This window comes from Streptomyces xanthophaeus, from assembly GCF_000725805.1.
GTDB classification, from domain to species: Bacteria; Actinomycetota; Actinomycetes; order Streptomycetales; family Streptomycetaceae; genus Streptomyces; species Streptomyces xanthophaeus.
Map to the genome: position 1 here is coordinate 134,382 of NZ_JOFT01000034.1, position 12,513 is coordinate 146,894.

General features: G+C 72.4%; 14 protein-coding genes. 7 read left to right on the top strand and 7 right to left on the bottom strand.

From position 1 onward, the window contains the following. The first annotated feature begins 19 nt into the window (after window positions 1–19). On the top strand, window positions 20–1,477 hold the full coding sequence (locus IO30_RS0122145; protein WP_031145352.1) for an alanine/glycine:cation symporter family protein: 1,458 nt from the start codon (window positions 20–22) through the stop codon (window positions 1,475–1,477). A gap of 425 nt (window positions 1,478–1,902) precedes the next feature. Next, a complete protein-coding gene (locus IO30_RS47890; RefSeq protein ID WP_308443101.1) occupies window positions 1,903–2,184 on the top strand; it encodes a PDDEXK family nuclease in 282 nt (93 codons plus the stop codon). Window positions 2,185–2,208: 24 nt separating this feature from the next. Here IO30_RS47890 and IO30_RS0122155 read toward each other — a convergent pair whose 3' ends face one another. Beyond that, on the bottom strand, window positions 2,209–2,550 hold the full coding sequence (locus IO30_RS0122155; RefSeq protein ID WP_031145354.1) for a protease inhibitor I9 family protein: 342 nt from the start codon (window positions 2,548–2,550) through the stop codon (window positions 2,209–2,211). 365 nt (window positions 2,551–2,915) lie between these two features. Here IO30_RS0122155 and IO30_RS0122160 point away from each other — a divergent pair, with 365 nt between their 5' ends. Together IO30_RS0122160 and IO30_RS0122165 are read left to right on the top strand one after the other, a co-directional pair. After that, window positions 2,916–4,109, top strand: a complete 1,194-nt coding sequence (locus tag IO30_RS0122160; protein ID WP_031145356.1) for a S8 family peptidase — start codon at window positions 2,916–2,918, stop codon at window positions 4,107–4,109. A 313-nt stretch (window positions 4,110–4,422) separates the two neighbouring features. Next, window positions 4,423–5,607 (top strand): S8 family peptidase, encoded by a 1,185-nt coding sequence (locus IO30_RS0122165; RefSeq protein ID WP_031145358.1) that lies wholly within the window; start codon window positions 4,423–4,425, stop codon window positions 5,605–5,607. 9 nt (window positions 5,608–5,616) lie between these two features. Here IO30_RS0122165 and IO30_RS42665 read toward each other — a convergent pair whose 3' ends face one another. After that, window positions 5,617–5,862: a DUF397 domain-containing protein gene (locus tag IO30_RS42665; protein WP_078904790.1), complete on the bottom strand. Its 246-nt coding sequence runs from the start codon at window positions 5,860–5,862 to the stop codon at window positions 5,617–5,619. Beyond that, window positions 5,855–6,682, bottom strand: coding sequence for a helix-turn-helix domain-containing protein (locus IO30_RS0122175; protein WP_031145361.1), 828 nt, complete (start codon window positions 6,680–6,682; stop codon window positions 5,855–5,857). Before IO30_RS0122175 ends, IO30_RS42665 begins: the two co-directional genes overlap by 8 nt. A 116-nt stretch (window positions 6,683–6,798) precedes the next feature. Here IO30_RS0122175 and IO30_RS0122180 point away from each other — a divergent pair, with 116 nt between their 5' ends. Genes IO30_RS0122180 through IO30_RS0122190 form a run of 3 tightly spaced genes read left to right on the top strand, consistent with a single transcriptional unit; the run spans window position 6,799 to window position 7,785 of the window. Beyond that, window positions 6,799–7,020 carry a hypothetical protein gene (locus tag IO30_RS0122180; RefSeq protein WP_031145363.1) on the top strand — a complete coding sequence of 74 codons (222 nt, stop codon included), beginning with the start codon at window positions 6,799–6,801 and terminating at the stop codon, window positions 7,018–7,020. Continuing rightward, entirely contained in the window at window positions 7,017–7,550 is a 534-nt protein-coding gene (locus tag IO30_RS0122185) for an amidase (protein ID WP_234321949.1), read from the top strand. The genes IO30_RS0122180 and IO30_RS0122185 overlap by 4 nt, the downstream gene beginning before the upstream one ends. Before the next feature lie 28 nt (window positions 7,551–7,578). Then, entirely contained in the window at window positions 7,579–7,785 is a 207-nt protein-coding gene (locus tag IO30_RS0122190; RefSeq protein WP_031145366.1) for a DUF2191 domain-containing protein, read from the top strand. A gap of 270 nt (window positions 7,786–8,055) precedes the next feature. Here the strand turns inward: IO30_RS0122190 and IO30_RS47895 are convergent, their stop codons facing one another. The 4 genes from IO30_RS47895 to IO30_RS0122210 form a co-directional block, all read right to left on the bottom strand. Beyond that, the gene (locus IO30_RS47895; protein ID WP_308443100.1) at window positions 8,056–9,000 is read right to left on the bottom strand and encodes a GNAT family N-acetyltransferase; all 945 of its coding nucleotides are present in this window, start codon (window positions 8,998–9,000) and stop codon (window positions 8,056–8,058) included. An 84-nt stretch (window positions 9,001–9,084) separates the two neighbouring features. Beyond that, on the bottom strand, window positions 9,085–10,581 hold the full coding sequence (locus IO30_RS0122200) for a PTS transporter subunit EIIC (protein ID WP_031145369.1): 1,497 nt from the start codon (window positions 10,579–10,581) through the stop codon (window positions 9,085–9,087). Window positions 10,582–10,608: 27 nt separating this feature from the next. Next, on the bottom strand, window positions 10,609–11,547 hold the full coding sequence (gene murQ, locus IO30_RS0122205) for an N-acetylmuramic acid 6-phosphate etherase (RefSeq protein WP_031145371.1): 939 nt from the start codon (window positions 11,545–11,547) through the stop codon (window positions 10,609–10,611). Window positions 11,548–11,576: 29 nt separating this feature from the next. Further along, the coding region (locus IO30_RS0122210) for a MurR/RpiR family transcriptional regulator (protein WP_051902509.1) at window positions 11,577–12,513 on the bottom strand (937 nt) is incomplete at its 5' end.

The following is a 12,513-nucleotide window of genomic DNA, read 5'->3' on the forward strand; positions in this document are numbered from 1 at the left end:
CCCGGCGAGACTTCGGCACATGGACAATCTGGACTCTTGGGTCGTGGCCGTCAACGACCACCTCTGGACGTACCTGCTGATCCCGCTGGTGGTCGGCGCCGGGCTGTACTTCACGGTCCGCTCCAGGGGCGTGCAGCTGCGCCTGCTGCCGGAGATGTTCCGGGTGGTCAAGGAGAAGACCCCGCCGCGGGCGGACGGCCGGAAGCAGGTCTCGTCCTTCGGGGCGTTCACGATCTCGGCGGCGGCCCGCGTCGGCACCGGCAACATCGCCGGTGTTGCCACCGCCATCACCCTGGGCGGTGCGGGCGCCGTCTTCTGGATGTGGGTCATGGCGGTCATCGGCGCCGCCTCCGCCTTCGTCGAATCGGCGCTCGCCCAGCTGTACAAGGTGCGGGGCGCGACCGGCGCGTACCGGGGCGGCCCCGCCTACTACATGCAGCGGGCCCTCGGTAAGCGCTGGCTGGGCGTGCTCTTCGCGGTGACGATCACCGTCACCTTCGGCTTCGTCTTCAACGCCGTGCAGGCCAACACCATCTCGGCCGTCGCGACGGGCTCGCTCCCGGAGGCCGACACCGCCTGGTTCGGCCCGGCCGCCGGCCTGCTGCTCGCCGCGCTGCTGGGGCTGGCGGTGTTCGGCGGGGTCCGGCGGATCTCGTCCGTGACCACGGTCCTCGTCCCGGCCATGGCGGTGCTCTACCTGCTGCTCGGCGCGACCGTGGTCCTGCTCAACATCACCGAGTTCCCGCGGGTGATCGCTGACATCGTCGGCGGCGCGTTCGGGCTGCGCGAGCTCGCGGCCGGCGGCATCGGCGCGGCGATCCAGCAGGGCATCCGGCGCGGCATGTTCTCCAACGAGGCGGGCCTGGGCTCCGCGCCGAACGCGGGCGCGGCGGCGGAGGTCTCGCACCCCGTCAAGCAGGGCCTCGTGCAGGCCCTGGGCGTCTTCTTCGACACGCTGCTGGTGTGCACGATGACGGCCTTCATCGTCCTGGTGACGAACCCGGAGCTCGCGGGCCGCCAGGGCGCGGACCTCACGCAGAGCTCGCTGAGCGGCTCGCTCGGCGCGTGGGCGGGGCACGTCCTGACGGTGGTCGTCTTCATGCTGGCCTTCAGCAGCATGATCGGGAACTACTACTACGGCGAGACCAACGTCCGGTTCATCACCCGCAGGCGTTGGGTCCTGCCCGGTTACCGGGCGCTGGTCCTGGCGGCCGTCGTCCTCGGCTCGCTGGGTTCGGTGTCGGTGGTCTGGAACCTGGCGGACGTGTTCATGGGCCTGATGGCGCTGGTCAACCTGCTGGCGATCCTCCCGCTGTCGGCGATCGCCTTCCGCCTCCTCGACGACTACCTCGCGCAGCGCCGGGCGGGCCTGGACCCCGTCTTCACCCGCGACCGGATGCCGGACCTGCGCGGCGTCCAGTGCTGGGACCCGGTCCGGGAGACGGTCCGGGAGACGGCCCCGGTGGCGCGGAGGTAGCTGCGTGCGCCCCCCCCGATCGGGGGACGGCGAGGGTGGCGGGCCCGGGCCGCGAAACCGTCGATCTACGCTCACGCCATGGCCACAGGAGAGGGGACCCGCGATGACCGCAACCGTGGTCGGACCCGGCCGGAGTGCCGGTGGCCCTGCGTGGGAGTACCTGCTGCAGAGCTGGCGTGAACTGGACGTCCCGAAGGGCTGGCGCGCCGAGATCGACGGCGGACGGATCACCTTGGAACCGCCGGCCCACCGGCACCACCACGGGATCGCCGCGCGGGTGCAGCGCGCTCTTTACGACGTCCGGCCGCCGGAATGCGGTGTCTACCAGACCCTCGGCATCCACATCGCCCCGCTGGACGAGCTGTACGTGCCGGACCTGGTGCTCGCTCCGCGGGGCGTGGTCGAAGGGGTCGCGGCCGACGTCAGTGATCCGGTGGACGCGGCCGAGGCGCTGCTCGTCGTGGAGATCACCTCCCAGGGCAATCGCCGAGGACGACCGGAAGAAGAAGCTCTGGGCCTATGCCCACGCCCCGGTCCCGGCGTACCTCCTCATCGACCGTTTCGACGAGCACGGGCCCACGGCCACGCTGTTCACCGGCCCCGAGAACGGTGCCTACCGGCACCCCGAACGGGTCGCCTTCGGCGGGGTGCTCAAGCTCCCCGAGCCGTTCCCGCTGGTGCTGGAGACGGAGAACTTCCCCCGCTGACCGTCGGTGACCGGCTGACGCAGCTTAGAAGATGCCGGAGCCGGAGGCCTGGCCGTCGGCTTCGACGGACTGGACGACCGAGGCCGAGGCGCGCAGGTCGTCGACCTGTTCGGGGGAGAGGCGCGCGGCGAAGCCGTTCAGGGCGTCGCGGTAGACGTGCGTCGGGGTGATCCCGTAGGCCTCGGCGACCTCGGCCGGGTCGAGGTCCGGGCGGACCGTGACGATGTACGTGGGGTGGTCGGCGGCCGCGCGGGACGCCGGTACGGGTACGGGCGCGGCGGCAGCCGCGGCCACGGGCAGGGCGGCCACGGAGGCCAGGACGGCGGCGGCCAGCGGCAGGGCGGCTCGGCTCAGTCGGGTGCGCATGGGGTGAGGCCATCACGGGCGACGGGGCAGGTCAACGACGTCCAGGGGTGTGGCGGGGGCACGGAGAGCGCACCGGCCGTGCGCCCCCTGACCTGGGGGAAGGCCGTACGGGTGATCTTGCCGGGGTGGTCGTGGCCGGGGCGGACGGGTCCCCACCCCTGACGGCACAGGGGGATAACCCTTTCTGCAGCTTGTGCGACAGGGGCCGCTGGCGGGGCGCGCGGCGATCGGCCGGCCGGGGGCGGTGCTTCAAGCCGTCGTGACGTGGCACCGATGCAGGTGAGGGCCGCCTCCGCAGGAGCACTCGTTGCCGCGGAGGCGGCTCACCCATGCCGACCCTCCACCCCCGTCAGGGAGTTCTTTCCATGCGCCTGCTCGCACCTCTGGCCGCCGTCAGCCTCCTCGCCCTCACCTCCGTCGCGGCCGGCAGTGCCTCCGCCGCCGCCCCGGAGCCGACGCCGGCGCCGCTGAAGACCGCTGCCAACGCCGTGCCCGGTCAGTACATCGTGACCCTGGACAAGGGGGTGGACGCGGCGAAGACCGCGCAGAAGCTGGGCCTGAAGCCGAAGTTCCTCTACAGCTCCGCGCTCAACGGCTTCGCCGTCCCGCTGACCCCGCTCCAGCTGACGATCGTCCGCAACAGCCTGGGGGTGAAGTCGGTCGAGGAGGACGCCAAGGTCCAGTCCGCGGCGAGGCAGAGCGCGGCGCCCGGCACCCGGGCCCCTTCCTCCTCCTGGGGCCAGGACCGGATCGACCAGAAGGAGCTGCCGCTGGACAACAGCTACTCCCCTGAGGGCAACGGCGCCGGGGTGAACGTCTACGTCATCGACTCGGGCATCGACTACAACCACACCGAGTTCGGCGGTCCCGACGCCACCCGTGCCACGTTCGGCTTCGACGCGGTCGGGGACGGCCGCAACGGCGCCGACTGCCAGGGCCACGGTACGCACGTCGCGGGCACGGTCGCGGGCAAGACGTACGGGGTCGCGAAGAAGGCCAACGTGATCAGCGTCCGCGTCCTCGGCTGCGACGGCAAGGGTGAGTTCTCGGGCATCATCGCGGGCCTGGACTGGGTGGCCAAGAACGCCAAGCAGCCCGCCGTGGTGAACGGTTCCCTGGGCGGGGACCTGTCGGAGGCGGTGAACAACGCTGCCACCGCCCTGTCCGACGCGGGTGTGCTTCCCGTCATCGCGGCCGGCAATTCCTCGAAGGACGCGTGCCTGGTCTCGCCGGCATCTGCCGCGCGCGTGATCACCGTCGCCGCATCCAGCCAGTGGGACGAGGAGACCGACTTCACCAACTACGGCCGCTGCGTCACCCTCTACGCCCCCGGCCAGGCCATCGTCTCCGCGAAGCTCGGCGGCGGCAGCGTGGCGCTCGACGGTACGTCGATGGCCGCGCCGCACGTCGCCGGTGTCGCGGCCCTCTACAAGGCCAAGAACCCGGACGCGACTCCGGGGGATGTCAGCGAGTTCCTGGACACCGAGGCCACCAAGGACGTCCTGAAGAGCGTCAGCAAGACCAGCCCGAACGTCCTGCTCTACCTCGGCGGTCTCTGACCCGACCCCCGTACGGGCGCCCGGGTGCCGGAGGGTCCTCGCGACCCCCGCCCCGGGCAGCCCGTACGGGTGAACTTCCTGCGGTCGTTCGTTCGGGGCGACACTCCGGGCGGTGGCCCGGGATGACCCTTTCTGCACCGCCTCCGACCTGCCTCCCGCAGCCACCCCGCCCTGTCCGCCAGGCGGGGGCAGCGGCTCAAGTCTTCTCCGGACGGAATCCGATGAAGGAAGGGGCCGTGCCCCGGGAGCCGTTCGCCGGTGCCGGGCGCGGCCCATCCACGCCGATCCACACGCACTTCAGGGAGCTCCCTCCATGCGTCTGCTTGCCGCGCGCCTGACCACTGCCGCCGTCCTCACGCTGACCTCCGTGGCGGCCGGGTCGGCCTCCGCCGACACCCCGGAGCCGACCCCGGCGCCGCTGCTCACCACCACGAACGCCATCCCGGGCAGCTACATCGTCACCCTGGAGAAGGGGCTCAACCCGGCGGCATTCGCGGCGTCCGTCGGGGTGAAGCCGACCTTCACCTACACCTCGGCGATCAACGGCTTCGCCACCACGCTCACGGAGACCCAGCTGAAGAACGCGCGACTGTCGCGCGGCGTGGTGAACGTGGCCCAGGACGCGGTGGTGACGGCCCCGCCGGCACCCGCGAACGGGGTCGCGACCAAGGCGCCCTCGAACTCCTGGGGCCTGGACCGGATCGACCAGCGCTTCCTGCCGCTCGACAACGAGTTCAGCCCCAACACCAACGGCCAGGGCGCGACGGCGTACATCCTGGACAGCGGCATCGACTTCCGGCACCCCGACTTCGGTGGCCGCGCACGCGCCGGTTTCGACGCGATCGGTGACGGCCGCAACGGCGCGGACTGCAACGGCCACGGCACGCACGTCGCGGGCACGGTCGGCGGCGAGCAGTACGGCGTGGCCCACAAGGTCAGCCTGGTCAGCGTCCGCGTCCTCGGCTGCGACGGCCGCGGTGCCTGGTCGGGGATCATTGCGGGCCTGGACTGGGTGGCCAACAACGCCCAGCAGCCGGCCGTCCTGAACGCCTCGCTGGGCGGTGACCGCTTCGAGCCGGTCAACAACGCCACGAACAACCTGTTCATGCGGGGCGTGCTGCCGATCGTCGCGGCGGGCAACGACAACATCGACGCCCGCCGGGTCTCGCCCGCCTCCACCCCCAACGCCGTGACGGTCGGTGCGACCAACCGCTACGACCAGGAGACCGACTTCTCCAACTGGGGTGAGCTCCTCGACCTCTACGCCCCCGGCCAGGACATCATCTCCGCGAAGCTTGGCGGCGGCAGCGTGTCGATGAACGGCACCTCGATGGCGGCGCCGCACGTCGCCGGAGTGGCAGCCCTCTACAAGGCCGCGCACCCCACGGCGACGCCGACCGAGGTGGCGAACTTCCTGAAGAACGAGGCCACGGAGGACGTCATCCAGAACCTCAGCGACAACGGCCCGGACAAGCTGCTGTTCACCAACGGCCTCTGACCTGCTGGGTCAGAGCGCCGCGACGAAGGTCGCCCAGGCCCGTGCGTGGAACACCACGTGCGGGCCTTCGGGCTGCTTGGAGTCCCGTACGGGGACGAGGTGGGGGTGGCCGTCGGCCACTTCGAGGCAGCTTCCGCCGTCGCCGCCACTGTGGGTGGACTTCCGCCAGGTGGCCATCTCCAGGCATTCGCCGCCGTCACCGCCGCTATAGCTCGACTTGTGCCAGGTTGCTGCCGCTAGGTCGTATTCACGCATGCTCGTAATCCTTTGCCGCGGACTCGATCATGGCCAGTGAATCGCGAGGTGAGAGCGCGCTGGCCGTCAGCAGATCGTAGTTCAGCACGTGGCGGGCAACCGTGGCCGGATCGTCGAATAGCTGGCCCGTCCCGTTGCCTTCGGCGTACGAGAGCGGAGGGGCGTCGGCGAACGACATCAGCTTGAGCAGCCCCGTCATCCCGGCATGCGCTCCTGCGCGGAATGGAATTACCTGGACGATGATTCGGTGGGACCGGGCCAATCCGATGATGTGACGCAGTGCCTCGGCCATCACTTCCCCGCTGCCGACCTCGCGGCGGATGACTGCTTCGTCAAACACGCACCACAACAGTGGGGAGCTTGGGTCGGTGAGGAGTGAGGCACGGGCCAGCCGATTCTCGACCAGCTCGTCGATGACTTGCTCCGTTGCCGTGGGCTGGTAGGCGCGGCAGACGGCTCGCGCGTAGGCCTCGGTCTGGAGCAGTCCGGGGATCAACTGCGGTGCGTAGTCACGGATCTCCTTGGCCAGGGCTTCCACCTCGGCCACCGCAGCGAAGTGGTCCGGATACTTGGACTTGGCTGCTGCACCGCAGTTGCGGGCGAAGAAGCCGTCTGTGCCGAGGATCTCGTCGATCTGACGGGCGAAATCGAGGTGCATGCGGCGGGTGCCGGCCTCTAGCTGGCCGATGAACGAGCCGCTCACGAAGAGCGGTTCGGCCAATTCGGCCTGGCTCTTGCCCGCGCGTTCGCGCGCCACGCGGAGTTCGGCGCCGAGCATGGCTCGGGGCGAGGATGAAGGATCAAGCTTCTTTGGTGGCATGGGCAACTCCCTGAGCAACATGCGGGGTTGTTGCGGGTCCGCACTTGAAAGGCTAGCGAGCGCGTCGCCACTCTGTGTGAGGAAGTTGGATACTCAGAGTAGAAAGGTGACATGTCATGGTGCTCACTCCACAGGAGCGCATGGAGGCGGCCGAAGAGGCCGTTGCGCAGCTGAGGGACTCCTTGGCCGGGGTGGGGGTGCTGTTCCCTTCCCTCGACGTGGAGCGGGTGTCCGCCGCCGGTACGTACGGGCTGCCGCTGGTCGATCTCGGCCGCTGCAACCTGGACACCGCGCTCCGGCTGGCGGCCGTACTGCACGAGCGGGCGGCCCGTAAGTGAACGAGGCGGTCGAGGCGGCGGAGTTCGCCTTCGAGCTCGGCTGGAAGCTGCGCGGCCTGGAGACGGCCCTGGCCCCGCGCGGGGCCCGCGCACCCGAGGGCGGGGACCCGCAGCCGCCCCCGCCGCCCGGCTGGCAGCGGTTCACGCTGGTGCACTGCCCCGTGGACGGGTATCCGGGGTTCGACGACCCCCGCTACGACGGGCTGAAGGCGGCGCCGCCGCAGGGCTGCGCCGTGGAGGACTTCGGCGGGTCGCTGGGGCTCAGGTGCGACCGGCCGGGCGGGCGGCTGCTGGACGCGGTCGCGGACCTGTGCGCGGAGATCCGGACGGGGCACGGGCTGCTGATGACCGGGCTCGGCATCGACAAGCTGTGGGAGTGGTCCGAGGACGGTACGGACGGCTGGGGCGCCGAGATCGTCGGGCAGCTCCTGCTGATGGCGGCCGAGCGGGGGCCGCGCCTCGGCTACGGCGTGGACGACCTCGCCCGTTTCCTGCGGGAGGCCGCCGGAGCAGCCGATGCCGGAGCGTGACGGGTCGCTCAGCCGCCTGGAGGGTCCGATGTCGCGCACCGTGGTGGACCCGGATGAGGCACTTCTCGCCGAGGCGGCGGAGATGCCGGGAACCACGACGCAACGGGCGACGATCAACGGGGCGCCGGCGCAGTGCGTGGCCGCTGCCCGGCGGCGGCGCTTCGTGCAACTGATGGACGAGGGTGTCTTCGGCGACCTGCGGGACCCAGAAGCGATGCGGGGTGCCTGGCAGTGACCAAGTACCTGGTCGGCAGGATTGCGTGGGCCCGGATGCATCTGCCGGCGGTCCGGGACGGGCTGATACCGCTGTTGGAGCGGGGCCCGCTCGCGACGTGCGCGCGTCACTCGCCGACCTGTTGACCGTTGCGACCGGTGCGCGGGGCTGTTCGTCGGCCAGGACGAGGCCGCGTACGCCCCGGGACGAAGCCGGTCGGCGTGGCGGGGCCGGTGCCCGCCGCCGGTCCCGGGCGGGAGTTCCGCGGCCTGGTGCGGCCCGGGTCGGTGTTCAGTCGGTGCGCAGGCGGGCGTGGAGGTGTTCGTCGTGCCAGCCGTCGGCGTGGAGGAGGGCGCCGCGCATGGTGCCCTCCAGCGCGTAGCCGGCCTTCGTCGCCACGGCGCAGGAGGCCGGGTTCGCCACGGAGTGGGTGATGCGGACGCGGTGCAGGCCGAGCTCCTCGAAGGCCCAGCGGGTGACGCGTTCCGTGGCCGCGGTCATGAGGCCGGCGCCGCGTCCGGCGGGCAGGAGCCAGTACAGGAGCTCGCCGCTGCCGCCGCGCAGGTCCAGGTCGGCGAGGCCGATCAGGCCGACGGCCGGTCCGCCGGAGGCCGGGGCCAGGGCCCAGGCCGCGCCCTTCTCGGCTGCCCAGCGGCGGCCGTAGCGGGCGATGGACTGCTGGGCCCGGTCCGGGGTGAAGCTGCCCGTGCGGTTCCAGTGCCGGATGCCCGGGTCGAGACCGGCGGCGATCAGCGCGGGGGCGTCGGACGGCTCCCAGGGGCGCAACAGCCAGCCGCCGGGCAGGGGCAGGTCGAGCACGGGCTGGGGCAGGTCCCGCATCCGGCCGGCCGGGACGACGGCCGGGATCTCCTCGGCGGCGCGCAGACGGGCCAGGAGTGCCTTGGCCGCCTCGCTCTCGCCGTCGAAGCCGTGGCCGCGGTCCAGGTGTTCGGGGACGGCCGGGCCGGTGAGCAGGACGATGTTGCAGGAGAAGCAGGGGATGACGTCGTAGAGGTGCTCCAGCTCGGCGTCGTGGGCGCGCAGACCCCAGGTGGGGACGAAGCAGCGGGCGCGCTCGCCCGGGGGCAGGGCTTCGAGGAGGGCGAGGGTCTCGGTGGCCTGGGCGCCGGTCCACAGGGCGACGGAGGCGCCGCCGGAGATCGGGCCGTACGGATGGCCCTGGCGGGGGTCGAGGCGGACGACTTCGAAGGCTGCGGCTCCGGCGGGTATCTCCATGGCGCCGAGTATGCCGTCCGGGTGTGGCGTGCGAACGCCCCCGCCTGAGCAGGGGCGTTCGATGGGACGGGACCGGGCCGGGGTTCAGGCCAGGGCGGGTTCCTTGTCGGCCTCGGACGTCGGGGAGGCGGGGGCCGCCGGGTCGGGGTCGGTGTTGAGGTCGGCGAGCATCTGGCGGGTGAAGCCGAAGAAGTAGGTGGCGGCGAAGCCCACCAGGTAGCCGACCGCCAGGCCGCCCGCGTAGACGGCGATGGTGGTGCCCATGCCGGACTTGCCGTCGAGGAGGGGGAAGAGGGCCCAGCCGGAGGGGCCGATGGCGGTGGAGCCGAAGGCCGTGCCGAGCTGGTTGCACAGGCCGATGAAGGCCCCGCCCGCCGCGCCGCCGATGCAGGCGGTGACGAAGGGGCGGCCGAGCGGCAGCGAGACGCCGTAGATGAGGGGTTCGCCGACGCCCAGGAATCCGGCGGGCAGCGCGGACTTGATGGTGGTGCGCAGCGAGCCGTTGCGCGGGAGCCGGTAGTAGACGGCGATGGCGGCGCCGACCTGGCCCGCGCCGGCCATGGCGAGGATGGGCAGCAGGACGGTGTAGCCGGACTGTTCGATGAGCGTGGTGTGGATCGGGATGAGGGCCTGGTGCAGGCCGAGCATGACCAGGGGGAGGAAGAGCCCGCCGAGGACGAGGCCCGCGAAGGCGCCGCCGGTGGCGAGCAGCCAGTTGGCGAACGTACCGATGGCGGCGGAGGCCTCACCGGCGAGGAACATCAGGCCGAAGAGGGTGACGAGGCCGGAGATCAGCACGGTGAGGGTGGGCGTGACGAGGACGTCCAGGGCCTCGGGGACCCACTTGCGGCACCACTTCTCGACCTGGACGGCGAGCAGGGCCGCGGCGAGGGCGCCGAGGACGCCGCCCTGGCCGGGGGAGAGGGGCTGGCCGAAGGCGTCGATCTTGGCGACGCCGGGGAAGACGATGATCGCGGCGACGGCGCCGCCGAGGATGGCCGTACCGCCGAACTCCTTGGCGGTGTTGTAGCCGACGAACACGGCGATCAGCGACATGAACCCGGAGGCCATCGCGGCCAGTGCCGGGACGATGGCGGGCAGCCAGCCCATGTTCATGAGGACGCCGTTCAGGCCCGCGATGATGCCGCAGCCGATCAGCGCCGGGATCAGGGGGACGAAGATGTTCGCGATGCGGCGCAGGAACAGCTTGAAGGGGGTCGCGTTCTTCGCCTTCTGCGCCTGCTTCAGTGCGGCGCCCTGCGCGGCGAGTCCGTCCGCGGTGAGGGAGGCGTGGGCGGCGGCTGGCGCGGGGGCGGCTGCGCGGGCCTCCTCGACCAGGGCCTCGAACTCCGGGGTGACGCGGGCGACGGTGCCCGGGCCCAGCACGATCTGGTAGGTGTCGTCCTCGACCACACCCATGACGGCCGGGAGGGCCCGCAGGGCCTCGTCCTGGACCAGGCTGCGGTCGTGGAGGCCGATGCGCAGCCGGGTCATGCAGTGCGCGATCGAGCTGATGTTGTCCGGGCCGCCGACCAGAGGGAGGATCGCGGCGGCTGTGGCGCGGTTCTTGTCAGTGGACATGGTGGATCGCCTCGGGTCGGGGGTGGGTCAGCTGGTCTGGTCGGCGAGGGCAAGGGCGAGGGCGGCGCGCAGGTGGCCCTGCGAGGCGTCGAGGAGCGCGGCGGCCCGGGGGCCGTCGACGCCGCCGAGGATCACGAGGACGGCGTTCTTGACCTCGCCGTCGGTGGCGGTGAGGGCCGCCTCGATCTCCGCGTCGGGTGCGCCGGTGGCCAGGGCCACGATGCGGCGGGCGCGGGCGCGCAGCTTCTCGTTGGAGGAGCGCATGTCGACCATGAGGTTCCCGTACGTCTTCCCGAGCCGGATCATCGTGACGGTCGAGATGAGGTTGAGGACGAGCTTCTGCGCGGTGCCCGCCTTCAGACGGGTGGAACCGGTGAGCAGCTCGGGTCCGACGACGACCTCGATGCCGTGCTCGGCGGCGGCGGCGAGCGCGGACCCCGCGTTGCAGGAGAGGCCGACGGTGAGGGCGCCGCGGGCGCGGGCGGCTTCGACGGCGCCGATCGCGTACGGGGTGCGGCCGGAGGCGGAGATACCGACGACGGTGTCGTCCGGGCCGATCTCCAGCGCGGCGAGGTCCTCGGCGGCGAGCTCCGCGGAGTCCTCGGCGCCCTCGACGGCCTTGACCATGGCGGAGGGGCCGCCCGCGATCAGGCCGACGACCTCGGACGGGTCGGTGTTGAAGGTGGGCGGGCACTCGCTGGCGTCCAGGACGCCCATCCGGCCCGCGGTGCCCGCTCCCGCGTAGACCAGGCGGCCGCCCCGGGCCATGCGCGCGGCGATCGCGTCGACCGCGGCGGCGATCTGCGGCAGCTGTCCGGCGACGGCGGCCGGGACGGTGGCGTCCTCGGCGTTCATGGTGCGGACGATGTCGAGGGTGGACAGCCGGTCGATCTCGGCCAGTTCGGGACGGAAGGCCTCGGTGGTCAGCGTCTCCAGCTGGGCGCGGAGTTCGGCGTACGCGGTCATGGGCGGGGGCTCCTGGTCCGGGCGCAGCCCTAGCGGGCGGTGCTGCGCTTGCTGCTGGTCGGTACGGGCGTCTGGTGACGGGGGGCGAGGGCCTCGTAGGAGGCGGCGAGGGCGGGCGCGGCGGTCTCGTAGGTCTGCTGGGCGACGCCGACGAAGAGGCAGTCGACGACGAGGAGCTGGCTGGTGCGGCTGGACATGGCGGCCGGGCGCAGCCGGGTCTCGCGGGCGGCGGAGGTGGCCAGGACCAGGTCGGCGTAGTGGGAGACGGGGGCGTTCGGGCGGCCGGTGAGGGCGACGGTGGTGGCGCCGCGCTCGAAGGCCGTGCGCAGGGGCTCGATGACGTCGCCGGTGGCGCCGGAGTGGGTCACGGCGACGGCGACGTCGCCGGGGCGGAGCTGCACGGCGTTGGTGACGGCGAGGTGCGGGTCGCTGTGGGCGTGGGCGAGGAGGCCGATGCGCAGGAGCTTCTGGGCGAGGTCCTGGGCGACGAGGCCGGAGGCGCCGACGCCGTAGATGTCGATGCGGCGGGCGCTCGCGAGGGCGGTGACGGCGGCGGCCAGCTGGGTCAGGTCGAGGCCGGCGGCGGTGTCGGCGAGGGTCTGCGCCTCCTCGTGGGCCAGCTTGGCGACGACGTCGGCGAGGGGGTCGTCGACGGCTATGTCGACGGTGACGGCCGGGGCGGCGCCGGACTCCTGCTGGGCGGCGAGGGCGGCCAGGGCCAGGCGCAGGTCGCGGTAGCCGGGGTAGCCGAGGAGGCGGGCGGTGCGCACGACGGTGGCCTCGCTGGTGCCGGTGTGCTCGGCGAGCGCGGAGACGGTGAGGCGGGAGCAGCCGGCCGGGTCGGAGGCGACGGCCTCGGCGACGGCCTGCATGGAGCGGGTCATGGAGGGGGCGAGGGCGCGGACCCGGGCCCGGAGTTCGGCGGGGGCGGGGGGGGGGGGGGGGGGGGGGGAGGGGGGGGGTTGG

Bases quoted from the DNA above. Each gene is read 5' to 3' on its own strand.
- IO30_RS0122180 (WP_031145363.1), top strand. From the start codon at position 6,799: ATGGTGCTCACTCCACAGGAGCGCATGGAGGCGGCCGAAGAGGCCGTT.
- IO30_RS0122175 (WP_031145361.1), bottom strand. From the start codon at position 6,682: ATGCCACCAAAGAAGCTTGATCCTTCATCCTCGCCCCGAGCCATGCTC.
- IO30_RS0122190 (WP_031145366.1), top strand. From the start codon at position 7,579: ATGTCGCGCACCGTGGTGGACCCGGATGAGGCACTTCTCGCCGAGGCG.
- IO30_RS0122155 (WP_031145354.1), bottom strand. From the start codon at position 2,550: ATGCGCACCCGACTGAGCCGAGCCGCCCTGCCGCTGGCCGCCGCCGTC.
- IO30_RS0122145 (WP_031145352.1), top strand. From the start codon at position 20: ATGGACAATCTGGACTCTTGGGTCGTGGCCGTCAACGACCACCTCTGG.
- IO30_RS0122200 (WP_031145369.1), bottom strand. From the start codon at position 10,581: ATGTCCACTGACAAGAACCGCGCCACAGCCGCCGCGATCCTCCCTCTG.
- murQ (WP_031145371.1), bottom strand. From the start codon at position 11,547: ATGACCGCGTACGCCGAACTCCGCGCCCAGCTGGAGACGCTGACCACC.
- IO30_RS0122165 (WP_031145358.1), top strand. From the start codon at position 4,423: ATGCGTCTGCTTGCCGCGCGCCTGACCACTGCCGCCGTCCTCACGCTG.
- IO30_RS42665 (WP_078904790.1), bottom strand. From the start codon at position 5,862: ATGCGTGAATACGACCTAGCGGCAGCAACCTGGCACAAGTCGAGCTAT.
- IO30_RS0122160 (WP_031145356.1), top strand. From the start codon at position 2,916: ATGCGCCTGCTCGCACCTCTGGCCGCCGTCAGCCTCCTCGCCCTCACC.
- IO30_RS47895 (WP_308443100.1), bottom strand. From the start codon at position 9,000: ATGGAGATACCCGCCGGAGCCGCAGCCTTCGAAGTCGTCCGCCTCGAC.